Raw genomic sequence first — 18,435 nt, 5'->3', positions numbered from 1 at the left:
GCCAATGAACACCAGGACCACCCTCGCAGCACCCGGTTTCCGCGGCTGCCGGCTCTGGGACTGGCCGGTACCCACCACCGTCTCGCCCTCCGGCAGCGGCCAGCCCGCGCCCGAGCAGGACGACGCCGCCCGCCTGGCCTTGGGGACCAAGGCCACCTACCAACCCGGTGCGGCCCCCGAGGTTCTGCAGCCCGTGCCCGAGGGATTCGACCCTGCGATGGTGGAGTAGGTGGCCCGCCACGGGTCGCGGTTGCTCTCCAGCAAGAAGTACGATGACCTGAGCACCCAGCTCTGGGAGCTGGCCCGGGAACGGCAGGCCCTGACCCCCACCGGTGAACGCTTCGGTGAGGCGGTGGCACAGATCACCGAGGTGCACGACCGGGTCGGCTACGGCCAACTCAGCGTCCTGGGGGAGCGCGAACACGCCCAGACGGCCGAGCGCCTCGATCAGCGGATGAGCCCGGTGTTCGAACGGGCCGCAGCGGACGGGCTGCCACTGCACATCGGGACTTCGGGGGTTGAACGCGCGGTGGACAGCGCCCTGGGATTCCGGCGGGCCCTGATCGCGGCCACCCCCGAGCTGGCCGCTCAGCTTGGCGAACCGCAGGAAAACAGGGACCTTCTGTAGTTCCACGACACCGACAGGCAAAACAACGACTATGTGGATATGGATCCGGCCCTGCACGCGGTGCTGGGGCAGGTCCGGGAGGATCCGGAGATCCGGGATACCGCGATCCTGGTACTTGAATGCCCGTTCACCCCGGAGGTCATCACCACCCTGGAGGCCGGGGAAATCGACCTGGTGGACCGGGGCAAGGGAGAGACGCACCTGTCCAGCGTGGTGGACGCGGCCATGTACCTGTACGAACTGTATGTCATCGCCCCGGGGCATGGTCGAGGAGCACCAAGTGGACTTCTCGGACTTCCTGACCGACCAGGACGCGCTGGTGCTTTCCCGGGTCTCGGAGGCCGAGGACTTCCATGAAAAGGGTCCGGGCCCGGCCGGGCAGCAGGCCACCTACCGGATGGCCCAGGTCCTGCCGGCGGACATGCTCGCTGCCGTCCAGGGGGTGCGCAGTGGTGAAACCCGGCAGGCGGCGGACGTCCGGTTCGCCCACGCCGAGCAGATCATCGCGCTGGCCGCGCTGCTCCAGCTGCCCGGCCGCACCCGGCAACAGGATGCGGACACCCTATTCTCCTATGACACCAACCAGTGGCGTGGAGCGCAGGTCGCACCCATGGGATCGAATATCCAGTGGCATGTCTTCGCCGATGGCGACGGGGAGGTCATCGTGCGGATGCTATACAACCAGGAGCAGTTCCCGGTCGGTTTCGACTGCCGGCCGATCTCCGAGGGCAGCTTCTACTACGCGGATACCGAATTGCAGCGCTGCCTGGCCGCGGCGGCCGGGCAGGAGGCAGGCTAGGAAGCGGGGGGTGCCTCGCGCCGGGTGCTGCCGCGCACGATGAGCTGGTGCCCGATGCGGTGCCCGGTGGCCTCCTCGCGCCCGTCGATGGTGCGCAGCAGCATCGCCACGGCCTGCTCGCCCTGCTCGCGGGGCTGCTGGCGCACGGTGGTCAGGTTGAACACCTCGGCCAGCGGGTGGTCGTCGATGCCAACCACTGACAAGTCGCCGGGCACCTGCAGCCCCAGCTCCCCGGCGGCGAGGATCGCGCCGATGGCCATCTCGTCACTGGCCGCGAAGATCGCGGTGGGCCGGTGCCCGGGGGTGCCCAGCAGTTGGCGGGCCGCCTGGCGGGCGCCGTCGATGGAGAAATCCGCGGTGCGGTAGAGTGTCGCATCCGGTTCCAGGCCGGCTTGGCGCAGGGCGCGCTCGTAGCCGGTGCGCCGGTGGGTGGGCAGGGAGAAGTCGGCCTCGGTTTCCCGGCTGCCACCCAGGTGCGCGATGCGGCTGTGCCCCAGATCCAGCAGGTGCTCGGTGGCCAGCTGGGCCACCTGTTCGTCATCCAGGTAGAGGGTCGGGACCCCGGGCAACGGGCCGCCCACCCCCACCAGCGGCTTGTCCAGCGCGTGCAGGGCCGCCAGTTCCTCGGTGGTCAACTCCACGCTGATGGTGATCACCGCGTCGACCCGCTGGCGCAGCAGGAAGTCGCTGAACACGGTTTCGCGTTCGGCGCGGTCCTTGCTCAGCTGGTAGAGCGTGGTGTCATAGCCCGCGCGCAGCAGGGCGGCGGAGATCCCCTCCAGTACCAGGGCGTAGAACCAGTGGCTGATGCTGGGCAGCAGCACCCCGATATTCCGGGTGCGTCCCGAGGCCAACCCGGAGGCGCTGGAGGAGACCACATACCCCAACTCGTCCGCGGCCTGGCGGACCAGCTGCAGCGAGGAGGCCGAGACGTTCCCGCGCCCGGACAGCGCCCGGGAGACGGTTGCGATCGAGACCCCGGCGCGTTCGGCCACGTCCTTGATTCCCGCCACGGTTGATCCCCTTTTCATGCCTCGGTCCGGCTGCTGTCCGATACCATCCTAGTTTCCGGCATCCAGCCAGGCGGCCGCCTCGCCGGGCAGCACCGTGGTGGTGGTTGCGGCATCACTGGCCACCAGTACCGGCAACCCGTGCAGTTCGGCCGGCAAATCCACCGGTTCGCTGGCGAAGTTCGCCACCACGACCACCTCCCGGTTGCGCAGGGCCAGCAGGTCCCGGTGGCCGGTCTCGATCCACTGCACCGATCCGGCGCCCAGCCCGTGGGTGCGGCGCAGGGCCAACAGATCACGGTAGAGGTTCAGGGTGGAGCCGGCCTGGGCCTGCTGTACATCCCGGGCGTAGCCGGCCCACTGCTGCGGCTGCGGCAACCAGGAACGGCCCGATTCGTTGAACCCGAAGGCCGGGGCGTTCGCCTGCCAGGGGATCGGCACCCGGCAGCCGTCACGTCCGTAGCGTTCGCCCGCGGTGCGGAACCAGGTGGGATCCTGCCGTGCCTCGTCGGGTAGTTCCACGGCCTCGGGCAGACCGAGTTCCTCGCCCTGGTAGAGGTAGGCCCCGCCGGGCAGGGCGAGCATCAGCGTGCTGGCCGCCCGGGCCCGGCGCAGCCCCACGGCCGGATCGGGCAGGTCGGGGGTGCGTGGCCCGATCCCGTCACCTTGCGGGTTATCCGCACTCAACGCCAGCCGGGTGGCGTGGCGCACCACGTCGTGGTTGGACAGCACCCAGGTGCTTGGCGCCCCGACCTCGCCGAAGGCGCTGAGCGATTCGTTGATGACCTCGCGGATGGCGGTGGCATCCCACGACGAGGAGAGGTAGGGGAAGTTGAAGGCCTGGTGCATCTCGTCCGCGCGCACCCAGTGGGCCATCAGCGACAGCGGGCTGACCCAGGCCTCGGCGCACAGCACCCGCTGGCCCGGGTAGCCATCAAGCACCTGGCGCCAGTCGCGGTAGATCTCGTGCACACCGTCCTGTCCCCACCAGGGGGCCAGTTCCTCGGTGCCGCCCATCGACGCGGCGGCCGGGTCCGGGATGAAGTCCGGCAACCCCTCGGCCTTGACCAGCCCGTGGGCCACATCCACCCGGAAGCCGTCCACCCCGCGATCCAGCCAGAACCGCAAAACGTCGCGGAACATGGCCCGGACCTCGGCATTGTCCCAGTTGAAATCCGGTTGCGAGGAGTCGAAGATGTGCAGGTACCACTGGCCGTCGCTGCCATCGGGGTTGGTGGTGCGGGTCCACATGGACCCGCCGAAGACCGACTCCCAGTTGTTGGGCAGCTCGGGGCTGTCGCGGAAGATGAAGCGGTCGCGCTCGGGGGAGCCGGGGGCTGCGGCCAGGGCCTGGCGGAACCACGGGTGCTGGTCGGAGCAATGGTTGGGTACCAGGTCGATGATCACCCGCAGGCCCAGCTCGTGGGCCTTGGCGGTCATGGTATCGAAGTCGGCCAGGCTGCCGAAGAGCGGATCCACATCGCAGTAGTCGGCCACGTCGTAGCCGGCGTCGCGTTGCGGGGACGTGAAGAAGGGGGAGAGCCAGACGGCGTCCACACCCAGGTCGGCCAGTGAACCCAACCGGGAGGTGATGCCGGGCAGGTCGCCCATTCCGTCTCCGTTGGCATCGGCGAAGGAGCGCGGGTAGATCTGGTAGATCACTGAGGTGCGCCACCACTGGTCGGCGGTGGCGGTATCGGTGGAAGCAAGCAGCGGTGAATCGGTCATGACGGTAACGATAGGGGATTCCAGAAGAATTGTAAACGCTTGCATAGAAACGGCATTTCCCGACGGCCCTTGATGTGAGCATTCGGGGAGTGGGAGTAATTTCTCGCATCTGCTTGCCAGATAAGATGATCTGTGTCACTCTGGAAACGCTTACATTCGATAGATTGCTCTTGATCGAATTCCACCCCCTGTTCAGCGGGGGAGCGGCACCGCTTGTGGAATCGATCTCCGTCCTGAAAGGCGCACCCATGAAGCCCACCACCCGCTCACTGCTTGCCAGTGGGGCCCTGACGGCCGTTGCCGCGCTGGCCCTGACCGCCTGTGGCGGTTCGACCGCACCGGCCGAATCCACCAGTAGCCCGGCGCAGGAGTCCGAGGCCGCGGCCTCCTCCGCCACCCTGACCGTCTGGGTGGATGCCAACCGGGCCCCGGTGCTCACCGAGGCGGCGAAGTCCTTCGAGGAATCCTCCGGGGTGGCCGTGGACCTGGTGACCAAGGACTTCTCCAAGATCCAGGAGGACTTCCTGCGCCAGGTGCCCACCGGCAAGGGCCCGGATATCACTATCGGCGCCCACGACTGGCTGGGCAACCTGGTGAACAACGGTGTGGTGCAGCCGGTGGAACTGGGCGAAACCGCCGGGGACTTCCAGCAGGTGGCCGTGGACGCGATGAGCTACGACGGCAAGTCCTACGGGGTGCCGTACTCCACCGAGAACCTGGCCCTGCTGCGCAATACCGACCTGGCACCCGAGGCCCCGGCCGACTACGAGCAGATGATCGCGGCCGGCGAGGAGTCCGGCGCCGAATTCCCGTTCCTGGTCCAGGTCTCGGAAACCGGGGACCCGTTCCACCTCTACCCCTTCCAGGCCTCCTTCGGGGCCCCGGTCTTCGGCACCGATGCCAACGGTGCGTACAACGCCGCGGATCTGGCCCTGGGCAATGCCGGCGGGCTGGAATTCGCCAGCTGGCTGGCCGAACAGGGGGAGGAGGGCAACCTGAGGACCTCCATCGACGCGGATATCGCCAAGGAGAAGTTCGTTTCCGGGGATTCGCCGTTCCTGATCACCGGACCGTGGAATGTCGAGGCGGCCCAGGAAGCCGGTATCGAGCTGGCCATCGACCCGATCCCGAGTGCCGGCGGCGAGCCGGCCCAGCCCTTCGTGGGCGTGCAGGGCTTCTTCGTCTCATCCAAGACCGAGAACCTGCTGGCCGCCACCGAGTTCCTGACCAACTACATCGGTACCGAGCAGGTGCAGACCAAGCTCTACGAGGTGGGCAACCGCCCGCCGGCGAACAACGCCGCCTTCGAGGCCGCCAAGGACGATGAGACCATCGCCGCCTTCGGCGAGGTGGGCGAGAACGGCGTGCCGATGCCCAACGTGCCGGAAATGGCCGCGGTCTGGGAGTTCTGGGGTGTAGCGGAGGCCGATATCATCTCCGGCAAGGCCGACCCGGCCGAACGCTGGGAGCAGATGGCCGGCGATATCGAAGCCGCCATCGGCAAATAGGCAACAGCACACCACCGGGATAGCAGCAGCGATGAGGGACAACCGATGACCATGACAACCAGGCAGGCGCCCGGGGCGAAGCACACCGCGCGCCAACGCACCGCCGAACGCTTCGCCCGGCAGGCCGGGACCGGCGCCGGTGCGCTGCTGGCCAAGATCGCCCTGCTGGCGGTACTTGATGCCACCGCGGTCTTCGCGGTGTTCACCGCGCTGGTGCGCGACTCGATCCTGATCGCGGTGGTGACCGGGGTGCTGACCCTGGTGATCAACGTGGTGTACTTCAAGCGCGGCTGGTTGCCGGCCAAGTACCTGATCCCGGGCACCGTGTTCCTGCTGGTCTTCCAGGTCTTCGTCATCGGCTACACCGGCTATATCGCCTTCACCAACTACGGGTCCGGGCACAACTCGGACAAGGACGACGCGGTCATGTCGCTGCTGCAGGCCACCCAGCAGCGGGTGCCGGATTCGGCCGGGGTCCCGGCAAGGATCCTGGCCGACGGGGACGATCTGGCGCTGCTGGTCGAACGCGAGGGACAGCTGCTCTGGGGCACGTCCGAGAGCCCGCTGGCCCCGGCCGACCCGGCCGAGCTGGAAGGCTACACCGAACTGGGGTTCGCCGACCTGCTGGCCCGGCAGCAGGAGGTCACCTCGCTGCGGGTGGCACTGTCCGAAGATCCTGCCGAGGGCAGCCTGCGCACCACCGACGGGCGCACCGCCTACCCGTACACCTCCACCCTGATCTGGGACGAGGCCGCGGATACCATGACCGACACCAGCACCGGCACGGTGTACTCCGATACCGGGGTGGGGGCCTTCACCGCCGCCAACGGCCAGCAGCTGATGCCCGGCTGGTCGATCAACGTGGGGTTCGACAACTTCACCCGGGCGGTCAGTGATCCCTCGATCCGCACCTCGCTGCTCTCGGTTACCGCCTGGACCTTCATCTTCGCGTTCCTGTCGGTGGCCACCAGCTTCTTCCTGGGCCTGTTCCTGGCGATCGTGTTCAACGACCAGCGGATGCGCGGACGCAAGATCTACCGGGTGCTCTCGATCCTGCCCTACGCCTTCCCGGCCTTCCTGGGCGGGCTGGTCTGGGCCGGCATGCTCAACCGGGACTTCGGGTTCGTGAACCAGATGCTCTTCGGCGGCACCTCGATCCCGTGGCTCACCGACCCCTGGCTGGCGAAGTTCTCGGTGCTCTGGGTGAACCTCTGGCTGGGCTTCCCGTACATGTTCCTGGTCTGCACCGGGGCGCTGCAGTCGATTCCCGAGGAGCTCTCCGAGGCGGCCAAACTCGACGGGGCCGGGCCGCTGGCGATCTTCCGGCTGATCAAGCTGCCCTTGCTGCTGGTCTCCGTGGCCCCGCTGCTGATCTCCTCCTTCGCCTTCAACTTCAACAACTTCAATGTGATCTACATGCTCACCGAGGGCGGTCCACGGCTGGAAACCAGCGGACTGAATGTGGGCGCCACCGACATCCTGATCTCAATGGTCTACAAGGTCGCCTTCGTAGGCGCGCAACGCGACTACGGCCTGGCCAGCGCGTTCTCGATCATCATCTTCGTGGTGGTGGCCATCATCGGCATCATCAGCTTTAAGCAGACCAAGGCCCTGGAGGATTTGAACTGATGTCTCGTTTACCCTTGGACGCCCTCCCGGAGATCGATACCCCGCGGATCCCGCCGGCCAAGCGCCGTGGCTTCGCCACCTGGTTCGCCAGCACCGGCTGGCGGCACCTGATCGGGGTGGCGCTGGTGATCTACGCGGCCTTCCCGCTGCTCTACGTGCTCTCCGCCTCGCTGAACCCCAACGGTACGCTGCTCTCCTCCAATGGGCTGTTCAGCACCGTGGGCTTCGACAGCTATGTGAGGCTGTTCGACAACCCGCAACGGCCCTTCGCCGCCTGGTTCGGCAATACCCTGTTCATCGGTCTGACCACCGCGGCGGCCTCGGTGTTCCTCGGTGCGCTGGCCGCCTACAGTTTCTCCCGGATGCGTTTCCGGGGCCGCCGCTTCGGGCTGGTCAGCCTGCTGGTGGTGCAGATCTTCCCGCAGCTGCTGGCCGTGGTGGCGATCTTCATCCTGCTCACCACCCTGGGGGACGTCTTCCCGGCGCTGGGGATCGATAACCAGCTGGCGCTGATCATGGTGTACCTCGGCGGTGCGCTGGGGGTGAACACCTACCTGATGTACGGGTTCTTCAACACCGTGCCGGTGGAGATCGACGAGGCCGCCAAGATCGACGGGGCCGGACACGCGAGGATCTTCTTCACCATCATCCTGCGCCTGGTCGCCCCGATCCTGGCCGTGGTCGGGTTGCTGTCCTTCATCGGCACCACCAGTGATTTCGTGATCGCCTCGGTGGTGCTGGTCTCCCCGGAGAACCAGACCCTGGCCGTGGGCCTGTACCAGTACGTTTCGGAGGAATTCACCTCGAACTGGTCGGTCTTCGCCGCCGGAGCGGTACTCGCCGCCCTGCCGGTCATGGCGCTGTTCCTGTTCCTGCAGAAGTACATTGTCGGCGGGCTGACCGCCGGATCGGTGAAGTAGAACCCGCAGGGCACCGCTGCAGGCCACCGGGCGGGGCATATGGCACCATGAGAAAGAAGGTGCCACCCGAACGAAGGATCCGTCCATGGCCGCACGCCTGCCCCAAGCCGCCCGGGATTACCTGGAACAGCTCAAGGAGGCCCTCTCCGGGCTGAACCGGGCCGAACGCACGGCGATCCTGGCCGATACCCGGACCCGGCTGGCCAAGCTTCCGCGCCGTGGGCGGCGAGTGGAGGACATCTACGCCCAGTTGGGGCCGGTGGACAGCTATGCGGCCAAGTTCGCCAAGGTGCAGCCCGAGACACTCAAGGTCTCCAGCGGACACCGTTTCCTCACCCGGATCCTGGCCTGGCCGATCTTCGCCTTCGCCCTGTTGACCGCGGCGATCCTGCTGTTCGCTCCGGGCGCCGTGATGTCCACGAGCCTGGACTTCAGCGCCTGGTTCTCGGGCAGCTTGTCCTTCGGTTATGTGGTTCCGGGCGATCCGGCCTGGATCAACCTGTCGTTGATGCCGGCGGTACTGGTGAGCCTGGTGCCTGCCCTGTTCAGCCTGACACCGTTGATCATCCAGGGAAAGGCCGCGGCCTGGCTGCAACTGCTGGGCGCCGTGGTGATGAGCGTGGTGGCCGTGCTTGCCGGGGCCGGAATCGGCTTGTTCCTGCTTCCGACGATACTGCTGCTCTGGAGCCAGGTGTTGGTACCGCCGGTGATGATGCGCAACGCCATGGGACGGCCGGGATGGGTTTGGCGAACCGTAGGGACCATCGTGGTCGTGGCGGTTCTGGCCGTGGTCGCGCTGGCGATCCTGGCCGACGGGCCGCTCTGGGCCCTGGCGTTTCCGGGGCTGCTGCTGGCCCCAGCGATCGGGCATCTGCTGCGCTGGCGGTGGGCCGAGATCGCTCTGATATCCGTTGGCTTGGCCGCGATCGTCTACGCTGCGGTGGCACTGGACCTGATCACCGAGATGTTCCTGCTCGGCGGTGTGCTGTTTATTGTTGGCCACCTGGGGCTGGCCGGGAACATGTGGAACCGCCGTTCGGCGAACTTGTTGGCGTTGCTCTGACCGTTGCAGGCGGCTGGATGTGGGATAAACCGTAGGTGCCCCGCAACGCCAGCTACTGCGCTCGTGGATATAGCCAAGGCATTTAATATTTTCGGAACGAAGCAAAACTACCTATGACTTGGTTAGAATCGGATCATAATTTTGTGAGTGACTTGATTTAGTTCGGCAGGTCAGTAAGACCTATGGGGGTTTGCGTTGACTAATAAGACAATTCTGCTGTTCTTACATGGAGTGGGTGACGGGGATCCGCAAAACGATTGGAAGGACCGGCTATCTCAGTCGCTGGTCGATGCAGAGTACCCGTCGCTCGATGACGTGGAATTGATTGTTCCCAAGTTTGCACATGCGTTGAAAGGGGCTGACGAATTCGACGGAGTCCCACCAATCACGTATAAACGACCGCGACGTTCGGAAGCCGGACTCTGCAGGCGCGAATTCGAGCATCGCATGGCCGGACTGGAGTTCAAACTCGGCCGGCACGATAGTGGGAATGGTTGGCCATTAGGTGAAAGCATCATTGACGTTGCCTTTTCCACGAAGTTCTTTACACAGGCTTCGAACTACATGCGCAATGAACGAATCCGTGCTGGAGTGCTGGCGCGGATTCTCAAGAGAATACCGGCCAAGGGCCGCATAGTGATTGTCGGCCACAGCCTCGGTTCGGTGATTGCCGCAGATCTTTTACTTCGTCTTCCCAGCGACATCGAAGTGGTAGGGATGGTGACTATCGGCAGTCCATTGGGCCATCGGAGCTTTGATGTCGAGAAATTAGGAAGCGATTTGAAGGACCCTCCGACGCATCTGTCGTGGTGGGTCAATATCTGGAATGATCAGGATCCGGTAGCCTCCCACCGTGGAGTGTGCTCCGTATTTCCATGGATGACCGATCATCGAATTACATCCAAGCCCGGACCATCCGCCCATCGAGCCAGGACCTATTTCTCAGATCCAGTAGTGGCCGAGGCAGTCGGGTACGCGCTATTCGGATCAAAGTCCAAGGAAATCGTCAAAGTAAGCCATGTGCTCGATGTTCAACCGAATGAAACGGAAAGAATTGCCTTACTGGCGCTTCGATATGCGCATCTGATTAACGGACGACTTGAAGGCGACTTGAAGGATCGTTATTCCGGGGCATTGCGCCAAGTGCAAGCGACACTCGTCGATGGATTACAGCGGTGGAATGAAAGAGAAGGACGACCGACGCCCCATTTTGTCTCGAGGCTGGCCTTTGACCTGTCCGATCAGGACGCTGACGTTCCCGAACCGTTTCCGGGCCCCTACCTGGCAATCGACGATGCCATCGAGCCAATGATCGGGATCGCGTCGGAGAACATCATTGCTCCGTTTGAGATCACGGTGTCAATGGATATCAAAGAACAGGCGCTACGTGACTTGACAGCAGAACATGGGCTGACCAGTAAGTTTGGCGAAGAGGTCTTCAAGTCGGCGAAACGGGCCACCGAAGTCCTCAACGGAGGTCGATCGCTCAACTGGAAGAAATGGGGAGTCGTTGGACTTGGCGCTGTGGCTCTTGTGGCAGCCACCGGTGGGCTTGCCTTGGCGGCGGCTCCCGGTTTGGCAGGGGCAGCGGTGTTGACCAGTGCATTGGCTACCTTTGGCCCGGGTGGAATGGTCGGTGGGCTGATCACGGCTGGTTCACTCGTTGGTGTGGGCGGCGGCAGTATCGCCTACGGACTTGCAAGTCCCGGCACCTCGGCGGTGGCGATGGAGGCAGTAATTGAACGAATGCTCACTGCGGCGATCCTGCGCAAGAACCAAGGGCTTCCTCCTGACCCGTCCATATGGAAAACACTGGTCGAAATCGAGATCCAGGTGCGGCGCGAGTACGAGCGACTTGATGAATATTCTGACGGGTCATCGGCGGGTCTGGCCGAATTGAAGAAGAAGATTACCGCCGTAGAACGGGCTTTGGAATTCCTACGCCTTGAGGGAATGGAGCCCGGCGAAGACCCCGACACCGAATAAGGTGGCGTTATCCGACCATATAGTCCTACCAATCATTCGCGGGATGATGCCGGGGAACCGAATCTCCGCAGAAGGAACGGGATCGCTTGGTCATGCCGACGATCCGTGTCGCGAAGAACCTGCCGTTGGGCGCGACAGTCGCGGCGTAATCCCTGACGGGAGTGGCGAAAGCACGAGAAGATCCGGGCGACAAAGCTGGCGTCGGACAAAGCCTCACAAGCTTTGCTCGGTGTGGTACGGCGCGCTCATGTAAAGGCTAATTCGGTAGTCCAGAATGTAAATCTGCCGGGACCACCGCAACGCCCTCACCATCCGCGGGCTAACACCCAGGGGATCCTTGGCTAAAAGACAGGAGAATGAACAACTCTCAGGACTGTGGAATTCCTTGCTGGCCTGGCGCGAGTGCCGGACAACGGCCACACCCTGAACCAGCCGGCCGACTCTGTCTCCGCGACAACCCAGAGGTATAGCGTTCAGCAGGCTTCTACTCGCGAATTCCGGTCTGACCGGAGGTCTCGGAAAGGTACACCCAGCGGGGTCGCGCTGGCCAAGGGCGATTGGCAAAAACTCGCCTGTTGGTCGGCAAACTCCGCCGATGAGTCTGTAGGTTGTGCCTTGTAGCTCCAAACCATCGATTATCCGATAGCCTTCCGTCTAGGGGTGGCATCTTTTGGTGTGCCTTGTGACGTGCGGGTGAAGGGAATTCATGGAAAAGCGCGGGGGATCCGGATCGGAGCCAATGTCTTCGGCCGCCCGGTGGAAGATGCTGATCGTGCTGCTGGCCACGATGTTCATGTCGCTGATTGGCGTAAGTATCGTCAATGTGGTGTTGCCGGCGATCCAGAACACCCTGGGTGCCACCGAATCGGATATCCAGTGGGTACTTTCCGGATACGCGTTGACCTTCGGCGTGGTGCTGGTGGCCGCCGGTCGGGCCGGGGACGTATTCGGCCGCGGGGTCATTTTCCTCACCGGCTTGGTGATCTTCACCCTGGCCTCGGTGATGGCCGGCTTCGCGCCGGATGCCACCAGTCTGAACGCTGCCCGCTTCATCCAGGGGCTTGGTTCGGGCCTGCTGAACCCGCAGGTGCTGGGCATGATCCAGCAGCATTTCCACGGGGCCGAGCGGGGACGTGCCTACGGGGCCCTGGGTACAGTGGTCGGTTTCTCGGTGGCGATCGGCCCGGTGCTGGGTGGATTCCTGGTGCAGGGCCTCGGCGAGAACCTGGGGTGGCGCTCCACCTTCCTGGTGAACGTCCCGATCGGGCTGCTGGCGATCCTGCTGGCCATCCGCTGGCTTCCCCGCCCGCTGTTGCACCGCAGTTTCACTGAACCGGCTGCCACCACGCAGGGCAGGGGCAACGTCAAGCCCAAACGTCCCGCCGTGGATCTGGATCCGGTGGGTTGCCTGATGTTGGGGCTGAGTATCCTCGCGTTGATGTTGCCCTTCGTGGTGGCCCGCGAGACCCCCTGGGCCTGGTGGCTGTTGCCCGGATCCATGGCATTGCTTGGTGCCTGGATCCTCTGGGAGAAGAGCTACAAGAACCGGGGCAGGGAACCGATGGTGGACCTGGAACTGTTCAAGATCCGTTCCTTCACCCTGGGGAATATCATTGCCGGGCTCTACTTCATGGGGGTGACCAGTGTCTGGGTGCTGGTAGCCGTGTACGTGCAGCAAGGCCAGGGGCTGAGCCCGTTGGAGGCGGGCTTGATCGGTCTGCCGGCAGCCCTCGTCTCGGCGTGGAGCTCGCATATGGCCGGCAAATACGTGGTTCAGCTGGGACGCAAACTGGTCATCTGGGGGATCATCAGCGCCTTGGCAGGGCTATTGACCACGATGGCGGTGGTGGAACTGCACGCCGGTGGCTTCTTGAGCATCTGGTGGTTGCTGCTGACGCTGAGCTTTATCGGGTTGGCGCAGGGTGCGATCATCTCACCGAACCAAGCCCTGACCCTGATGGATGTCCCGGTGGCCAACTCGGGCAGCGCCGGAGGCCTCATGCAGACCTCGCAGCGTATAGGCACCGCAGTGGGCATTGCGGTGATCACCGCAATCTTCTACGCCACGCAGCACGCCACGGGCGCCTGGCACACGGCGATGACCGTGGGCTTCGTAGCCATCACGGTGATGGTGGTGCTGACCCTGGTCGTGGCGATCATCGATCAACGGAAGGGACACGAGATCGCCGACGTCCTTGGACACTGAACATTCGAACGTCACAAGCGACTTGAGGCCGTTGGCTCAGGTAATGGTGCGCAAGAGCTCCAGCACTTGGTCTTCCTCGACGGCTGCGAAGTCCTCGTAGTAGGCACCGACCGCGGTGAACTCACGTGGCCGCACCAACGCAAAGGTGCGGTCCGCGTAGCTGGAGAGCTCTTCGAGTTCCTCCGGTGGGGCGACCGGTATGGCGGAGATGAGCAGGGACGGCTTGAACCGGCGGGCCAGTTCCAGACCAGCTTTCATCGTGGCCCCGGTCGCTAGCCCGTCATCGCAGACCACCACGATGCGTCCTTCCAGCTCCGGTGCGTAGTCGGCGAATTTCCCGGCCAGCTCCTCCAGCGCCTCGTGGGTTTCGATTTCCGCGTCCTCCAACGGGCCGGGACCGAAGCTCCTGCTGACCCGGCGATGGAGTTCTTCGTTCAGTACCCGCGCGGTCTGCCCATGGTAGGTTGCCAGGGCACCGATGGCCAGCTCGGGGTTGTTGGGAACACCGAGCTTGCGTACTGCCAGTGCACCCAGGGAGGAGCCGAGGGCACGGGCGACTTCGGCGGCAATGGGCACACCGCCACGCAAGAGTCCCAGCACGACGTATTCGCCGGCCGGCAGGTCGGTGGCCAGGGCCAGCCCCAGTGAGGCACCGGCCTGCTCGCGGTTCTTGAATCCCTGGTGTGCCCGTTTCGTCATACTCCCAGTCTTGCCGATTGCGGGCCGGGATAAAAGAGGTCGGCACATGAATTTGCCTAGTCGCCCACGTGTTGGGCAACCGCGTGGGGACCACGGGTTGGGTCGCTGATCCGGGCTCCTCGGGCTTTGGCGCTGGTGGGGTGGAAAGTCCAAGATCGAAGGCCGGTTGCCCCGGGGAGCAGGGCTTGTTCGGCAGCGGTTTCCAGTGGTGCGAGTTCCTCCGGGAGTGTGCGCGGATCCAAAACGCTTGATGTTCAGGACCATGCTGCTGCGTTTTCCACTGCAGGGCTCGGCAGGAGTGATCGAGGAGAGCAGCCAGAAGCACCGGTACACCCCAGATGGCCTCACCCACGGTGAGGACGGACGCCGAGGAGACCAACCTGCGCGCGCACTGGCAGGGTGTTGAATACCTAGCAGGTTGCATGTCGGAACCCATGGGAGTTGCCTGTTCGGTGAGCGATGAGATCGGCCGGACTTTCAGCGTTGATGAACTGCACGAGGCCGCCAGGAGCATTCTTGCCGGCCGCATGCTGCGATCTGGAATCTCCCGGCTAAAGGTTATGCTGTCCGAATGGATTGGATAAGACCTGGAGAATGGGGTGCGGCAGTTCTCGATTTCCTGCGCAAGGCAGGGGATGTGGTTGTCAGCGTGCTGGATGTGGTGATGCACTATCTCCCTCTGCTCACTCTGTTGGTCGCGGCTGGAGTGGCCGTCGTCGGTCTGAACACGTTCCGGCTCAGAGTGAAGGTGGATCACGCTGACCAATGGTGGAAACGGGCGCAGTATGCCCTGGACTTGTCCCGGAGCGCAGACGAGCAGATGCGCCGGACCTCGGTGGAGCTCTTGCAGGCCATCGTTCCCGAGGAACTTCCCACTGTTGGTGACAGGAAGCAGCGCCGAGCAGCCAGGAAAGCCAACAAGAAGATGTGGAAAATCAGGGATCAGGAAGCGTCTGTGATCCGCAATGTGCTCAATGACCTGACGGTTGACGACTTGCGGATGCCGGAAGATTTCCTCTTATCCCAGGACCCCGGTGAAGGTAGTATGGAAGAACCTGATGAAGGCGAGGTGAGAGGCTAAATGGTTAAAGTAACCAAGTCAAAGCCACAGGGTCGCCCCACGGTGACCTTGAAAGATGCTGGCAAGGGTTTGTACGTGATGATCTCTCCAGCTGGCAAGCGCCTGACCGATCCGAAGCCAATCACCTACTACAAGCACAAGGTTTCTGCAGCGAAAACCGTCGCAGATCTCAATCGTCGACTCGGCGACAAGAACGACCCGCGGATTGACGTGTTCCTCAGCCTAGAGGACTCTGAGCTGCTCAAGCGCGCGACCTAGTAAGGTAAACGCCTAACCTGTTGGTAATTCCGTTCGACGCATCGTTCTGGGCACTGATAGCCGCCGATGTGCCCAGGGGCGGGCGCCGAGGTTGTTCAGCACCCGGATGGTGTCGTCCTTGGGGCCCGGTCCGATGATGCGGGCCAATACGAGATTAGTGAAGGTCTCATCGTCCAGGTCGTTGAAATCGGACTGGTCGTATACGCCGGACAGGGCGTCCCAGAGGATCCGTAAACCGGTGCGAGTGATGGTGGCGTTGCCCGCGACCCCTATCGGTAGTAAGGAAGGGGGGCCGGCGGAGCGGGTGGTGCGGGGTCGGTGCTCAGTTGTTAATCCAAGACGGTTTGGAGCACTGCTGCGGGTTCCTCGGGCATGAGTGTTGGTGTGGTGGAAAGCTCAAGGTCGAAGGCCTGTTGGCCGGGGAGCAAGGCTGATCGGACCGCGCTTGCCCGCTGTCTGTGCGTACGGTCCGGATGAAATCGCCCCTACAAGCACGGAAGGCCCCGTTTCTGCCGGGCGTTAGAGCACACTTTTCCGGTGACGCGCCGGTAGCAGACCCTGTCGGAAATGATTGAGGAAACCAATCAGAAACACCAGCACAACTCGGGTGACCTCGCCCAAGATGAGGACGGACGCCAAGGCCCAAGCCGCAGTTAGCGATGTGGCCAGATAGCTACCTGAATAACGGAATCGGGTAACACCCGGTGGTTGAGGGGGCTGGCATGGATCCTCACGCTCAGCGACCGCACCCAGAGCAGAGCTCTCTTCGGTTGTGAGAGGTACGGCCACGATCTGCATCAGTTGAGTTCCGCGCCAGGGCCGAGCATCTACAGATCGCGGCTCGAAAACCCCTGGACTCAATGAACCATCAGCTCTTCGACGGTTTTTCAACGGGACGGTGGACTGCCGCCAGTCGGGGATGCATGTGCAGGGCCCCGAAGCCTCCACGGCAGGTGGAGGCACCGGGGCCCGTCTTGGCGTTGGTCAGGCCTTGGCAGTTGCCTCGGTCCGGGCAGCGGCCGCTGCGCGCTCGTCGGCCTCGCGCAGGGCGCGTTCCACACGATCCACGTCGCGCACGGCGCCCTTGTCCGCCGACAGGGCCATGGCGGCGTAGGCGCGCAGGGCAGGGGAGACCACGCGTTCGCGGTTCGCCGGACGGTAGCCGGTGGTGGCCAGCAGGCGTTCGCGGCGCTCGGCCAGCACCTCCTCGGGAACGTTGAGGGTCAGCTCACGGGTCGGGATGTCGATGGAGATCAGGTCCCCATCCTCGACCAGGGCGATGATGCCGCCCGAGGCCGCCTCCGGGGAGACGTGCCCGATGGACAGTCCGGAGGTGCCGCCGGAGAAGCGGCCGTCGGTGATCAGGGCGCATTCCTTGCCCAGGCCACGGCCCTTGAGGAACGAGGTCGGGTAGAGCATCTCCTGCATACCCGGGCCGCCCTTGGGGCCCTCGTAGCGGATGACCACCACGTCGCCGGCGGTGACCTTCTTGTTCAGGATCTTCTCCACGGCCTCGTCCTGGGATTCGCAGACCACGGCCGGGCCGCTGAAGGTCCAGATCGAGGGATCCACGCCGGCGGTCTTGACCACGGCGCCATCCACGGCGATGTTCCCACGCAGCACGGCCAGGCCGCCGTCCTGGGAGTAGGCGTGCTCCACCGAGCGGATGCAACCTTCGGCGGCGTCGGTGTCCAGATCCTCCCAGCGGGCGGACTGGGAGAAGGCGGTGGAGGAGCGTACGCCACCGGGAGCGGCGTGCCACAGGGCCAGGGATTCCTCGCTGGCCTTACCGCCACGGATATCCCATTCGTCAAGCCATGCGCCGATGGTCTTGGCGTGTACGGTGTGCACGTTCTCGTCCAGCAGGCTGCCGCGGCGCAATTCGCCGAGGATCGCCGGGATGCCGCCGGCGCGGTGGACATCCTCCATGTAGTAGGTCTTCCCGTTGCCGGCGGCGTTCGGGGCCACCTTGGCCAGACACGGCACGCGGCGGGAGACCGCGTCGATCTCATCCAGGCCGAACTGGACTTCGGCCTCGCGGGCCGCGGCCAGCAGGTGAAGGATGGTGTTGGTCGAGCCGCCCATGGCGATATCCAGGGCCATGGCGTTGCCGAAGGCGGCCTCGGTGGCGATGCTGCGTGGCAGCACCGTGTCGTCGTTCTGGCCGTAGTGGCGGTTGGAGATGTCCACGACCAGCTTGCCAGCGTTCTCGTAGAGTGCCTTGCGGGCGGTATGGGTGGCCAGGGTGGAGCCGTTGCCCGGCAGCGCCAGGCCCATGGCTTCGGTCAGGCAGTTCATCGAGTTGGCGGTGAACATGCCAGAGCAGGAACCGCAGGTGGGGCAGGCCGCTTCCTCGATGCGCAGCAGATCCGCGTCGGAGACGTTCTCGTTGACCGCCTCGGAGATGGCATCCACCAGGTCCAGGGTGCGCACGGTGCCGTCCACCAGGGTGGCGCGGCCCGATTCCATGGGGCCGCCGGAAACGAACACCGTGGGGATGTTCAGGCGCAGTGCGGCCATGAGCATGCCCGGGGTGATCTTGTCGCAGTTGGAAATGCAGATCAACGCATCGGCACAGTGGGCGTTGACCATGTACTCAACCGAATCGGCGATCAAATCGCGGCTGGGCAGCGAGTAGAGCATGCCGCCATGGCCCATGGCGATGCCGTCATCCACGGCGATGGTGTTGAATTCGCGGGGGATGCCACCAGCTTCGGTGATCGCGTCGGAGACGATGCGTCCCACCGGCTGCAGGTGGGTGTGGCCGGGAACGAATTCGGTGAAGCTGTTGGCGACGGCGATGATCGGCTTGCGGCCAAGATCCGCGCCGTTCACCCCTGCGGCACGGAACAGGGCGCGGGCACCGGCCATATTGCGGCCATGGGTAACGGTATGTGAACGAAGTGTGGTCATTGGATAA

At 64.2% G+C, this 18,435-nt stretch carries 16 protein-coding genes; 12 read left to right on the top strand and 4 right to left on the bottom strand.

What is annotated here, in order from left to right:
- The first annotated feature begins 4 nt into the window (after nt 1-4).
- The 4 genes from OK351_RS13685 to OK351_RS13670 are packed head-to-tail and all read left to right on the top strand — an operon-like array spanning nt 5 to nt 1,427.
- The gene (locus tag OK351_RS13685; protein WP_265159930.1) at nt 5-229 is read left to right on the top strand and encodes a hypothetical protein; all 225 of its coding nucleotides are present in this window, start codon (nt 5-7) and stop codon (nt 227-229) included.
- Nucleotides 230-628 carry a hypothetical protein gene (locus OK351_RS13680; protein ID WP_265159928.1) on the top strand — a complete coding sequence of 133 codons (399 nt, stop codon included), beginning with the start codon at nt 230-232 and terminating at the stop codon, nt 626-628.
- 39 nt (nt 629-667) lie between these two features.
- Nucleotides 668-985: a hypothetical protein gene (locus OK351_RS13675; protein ID WP_265159926.1), complete on the top strand. Its 318-nt coding sequence runs from the start codon at nt 668-670 to the stop codon at nt 983-985.
- The gene (locus tag OK351_RS13670) at nt 909-1,427 is read left to right on the top strand and encodes a histidine-type phosphatase (protein WP_265159924.1); all 519 of its coding nucleotides are present in this window, start codon (nt 909-911) and stop codon (nt 1,425-1,427) included. The genes OK351_RS13675 and OK351_RS13670 overlap by 77 nt, the downstream gene beginning before the upstream one ends.
- Here OK351_RS13670 and OK351_RS13665 read toward each other — a convergent pair.
- Together OK351_RS13665 and OK351_RS13660 are read right to left on the bottom strand one after the other, a co-directional pair.
- Nucleotides 1,424-2,440, bottom strand: coding sequence for a LacI family DNA-binding transcriptional regulator (locus OK351_RS13665; RefSeq protein WP_371931456.1), 1,017 nt, complete (start codon nt 2,438-2,440; stop codon nt 1,424-1,426). The two genes, OK351_RS13670 and OK351_RS13665, sit on opposite strands and share 4 nt — an antisense overlap.
- Nucleotides 2,441-2,488: 48 nt before the next feature.
- Entirely contained in the window at nt 2,489-4,165 is a 1,677-nt protein-coding gene (locus OK351_RS13660; protein ID WP_265159919.1) for a glycoside hydrolase family 13 protein, read from the bottom strand.
- Nucleotides 4,166-4,413: 248 nt separating this feature from the next.
- On the opposite strand from OK351_RS13660, the gene OK351_RS13655 reads away from it, so the two are divergent.
- The 6 genes from OK351_RS13655 (at nt 4,414) to OK351_RS13630 (ending at nt 13,477) form a co-directional block, all read left to right on the top strand.
- Entirely contained in the window at nt 4,414-5,673 is a 1,260-nt protein-coding gene (locus OK351_RS13655; protein WP_265159917.1) for a sugar ABC transporter substrate-binding protein, read from the top strand.
- Between the two features lie 45 nt (nt 5,674-5,718).
- On the top strand, nt 5,719-7,302 hold the full coding sequence (locus OK351_RS13650; protein ID WP_371931453.1) for an ABC transporter permease subunit: 1,584 nt from the start codon (nt 5,719-5,721) through the stop codon (nt 7,300-7,302).
- Complete coding sequence (locus OK351_RS13645; protein WP_265159911.1) at nt 7,302-8,222, top strand: sugar ABC transporter permease; 921 nt, start codon at nt 7,302-7,304, stop codon at nt 8,220-8,222. The genes OK351_RS13650 and OK351_RS13645 overlap by 1 nt, the downstream gene beginning before the upstream one ends.
- Before the next feature lie 85 nt (nt 8,223-8,307).
- Entirely contained in the window at nt 8,308-9,285 is a 978-nt protein-coding gene (locus tag OK351_RS13640) for an HAAS signaling domain-containing protein (RefSeq protein ID WP_265159909.1), read from the top strand.
- Between the two features lie 195 nt (nt 9,286-9,480).
- Nucleotides 9,481-11,271: an alpha/beta hydrolase family protein gene (locus OK351_RS13635; protein ID WP_265159906.1), complete on the top strand. Its 1,791-nt coding sequence runs from the start codon at nt 9,481-9,483 to the stop codon at nt 11,269-11,271.
- A gap of 739 nt (nt 11,272-12,010) precedes the next feature.
- On the top strand, nt 12,011-13,477 hold the full coding sequence (locus OK351_RS13630) for an MFS transporter (protein WP_265159903.1): 1,467 nt from the start codon (nt 12,011-12,013) through the stop codon (nt 13,475-13,477).
- A 36-nt stretch (nt 13,478-13,513) separates the two neighbouring features.
- On the opposite strand, the gene OK351_RS13625 is transcribed toward OK351_RS13630, so the two are convergent.
- The gene (locus tag OK351_RS13625; protein WP_265159901.1) at nt 13,514-14,176 is read right to left on the bottom strand and encodes a phosphoribosyltransferase; all 663 of its coding nucleotides are present in this window, start codon (nt 14,174-14,176) and stop codon (nt 13,514-13,516) included.
- Between the two features lie 637 nt (nt 14,177-14,813).
- On the opposite strand from OK351_RS13625, the gene OK351_RS13620 reads away from it, so the two are divergent.
- Complete coding sequence (locus OK351_RS13620) at nt 14,814-15,257, top strand: hypothetical protein (RefSeq protein WP_265159899.1); 444 nt, start codon at nt 14,814-14,816, stop codon at nt 15,255-15,257.
- Entirely contained in the window at nt 15,258-15,515 is a 258-nt protein-coding gene (locus OK351_RS13615) for a hypothetical protein (protein ID WP_265159896.1), read from the top strand.
- Between the two features lie 984 nt (nt 15,516-16,499).
- Here the strand turns inward: OK351_RS13615 and ilvD are convergent.
- On the bottom strand, nt 16,500-18,428 hold the full coding sequence (gene ilvD / locus OK351_RS13610; RefSeq protein WP_265159893.1) for a dihydroxy-acid dehydratase: 1,929 nt from the start codon (nt 18,426-18,428) through the stop codon (nt 16,500-16,502).
- Nucleotides 18,429-18,435: the final 7 nt, after the last annotated feature.

It is taken from the genome of Glutamicibacter sp. MNS18 (assembly GCF_026107515.2).
GTDB lineage: Bacteria > Actinomycetota > Actinomycetes > Actinomycetales > Micrococcaceae > Glutamicibacter.
The sequence above is the reverse complement of the archived record's forward strand: the minus strand, read 5'-3'. Positions and strand labels throughout refer to the sequence as shown.

Bases quoted from the DNA above. Each gene is read 5' to 3' on its own strand.
- OK351_RS13660 (WP_265159919.1), bottom strand. From the start codon at position 4,165: ATGACCGATTCACCGCTGCTTGCTTCCACCGATACCGCCACCGCCGAC.
- OK351_RS13625 (WP_265159901.1), bottom strand. From the start codon at position 14,176: ATGACGAAACGGGCACACCAGGGATTCAAGAACCGCGAGCAGGCCGGT.
- OK351_RS13615 (WP_265159896.1), top strand. From the start codon at position 15,258: ATGGTTAAAGTAACCAAGTCAAAGCCACAGGGTCGCCCCACGGTGACC.
- ilvD (WP_265159893.1), bottom strand. From the start codon at position 18,428: ATGACCACACTTCGTTCACATACCGTTACCCATGGCCGCAATATGGCC.
- OK351_RS13645 (WP_265159911.1), top strand. From the start codon at position 7,302: ATGTCTCGTTTACCCTTGGACGCCCTCCCGGAGATCGATACCCCGCGG.
- OK351_RS13655 (WP_265159917.1), top strand. From the start codon at position 4,414: ATGAAGCCCACCACCCGCTCACTGCTTGCCAGTGGGGCCCTGACGGCC.
- OK351_RS13685 (WP_265159930.1), top strand. From the start codon at position 5: ATGAACACCAGGACCACCCTCGCAGCACCCGGTTTCCGCGGCTGCCGG.
- OK351_RS13640 (WP_265159909.1), top strand. From the start codon at position 8,308: ATGGCCGCACGCCTGCCCCAAGCCGCCCGGGATTACCTGGAACAGCTC.
- OK351_RS13650 (WP_371931453.1), top strand. From the start codon at position 5,719: ATGACCATGACAACCAGGCAGGCGCCCGGGGCGAAGCACACCGCGCGC.
- OK351_RS13675 (WP_265159926.1), top strand. From the start codon at position 668: ATGGATCCGGCCCTGCACGCGGTGCTGGGGCAGGTCCGGGAGGATCCG.
- OK351_RS13630 (WP_265159903.1), top strand. From the start codon at position 12,011: ATGTCTTCGGCCGCCCGGTGGAAGATGCTGATCGTGCTGCTGGCCACG.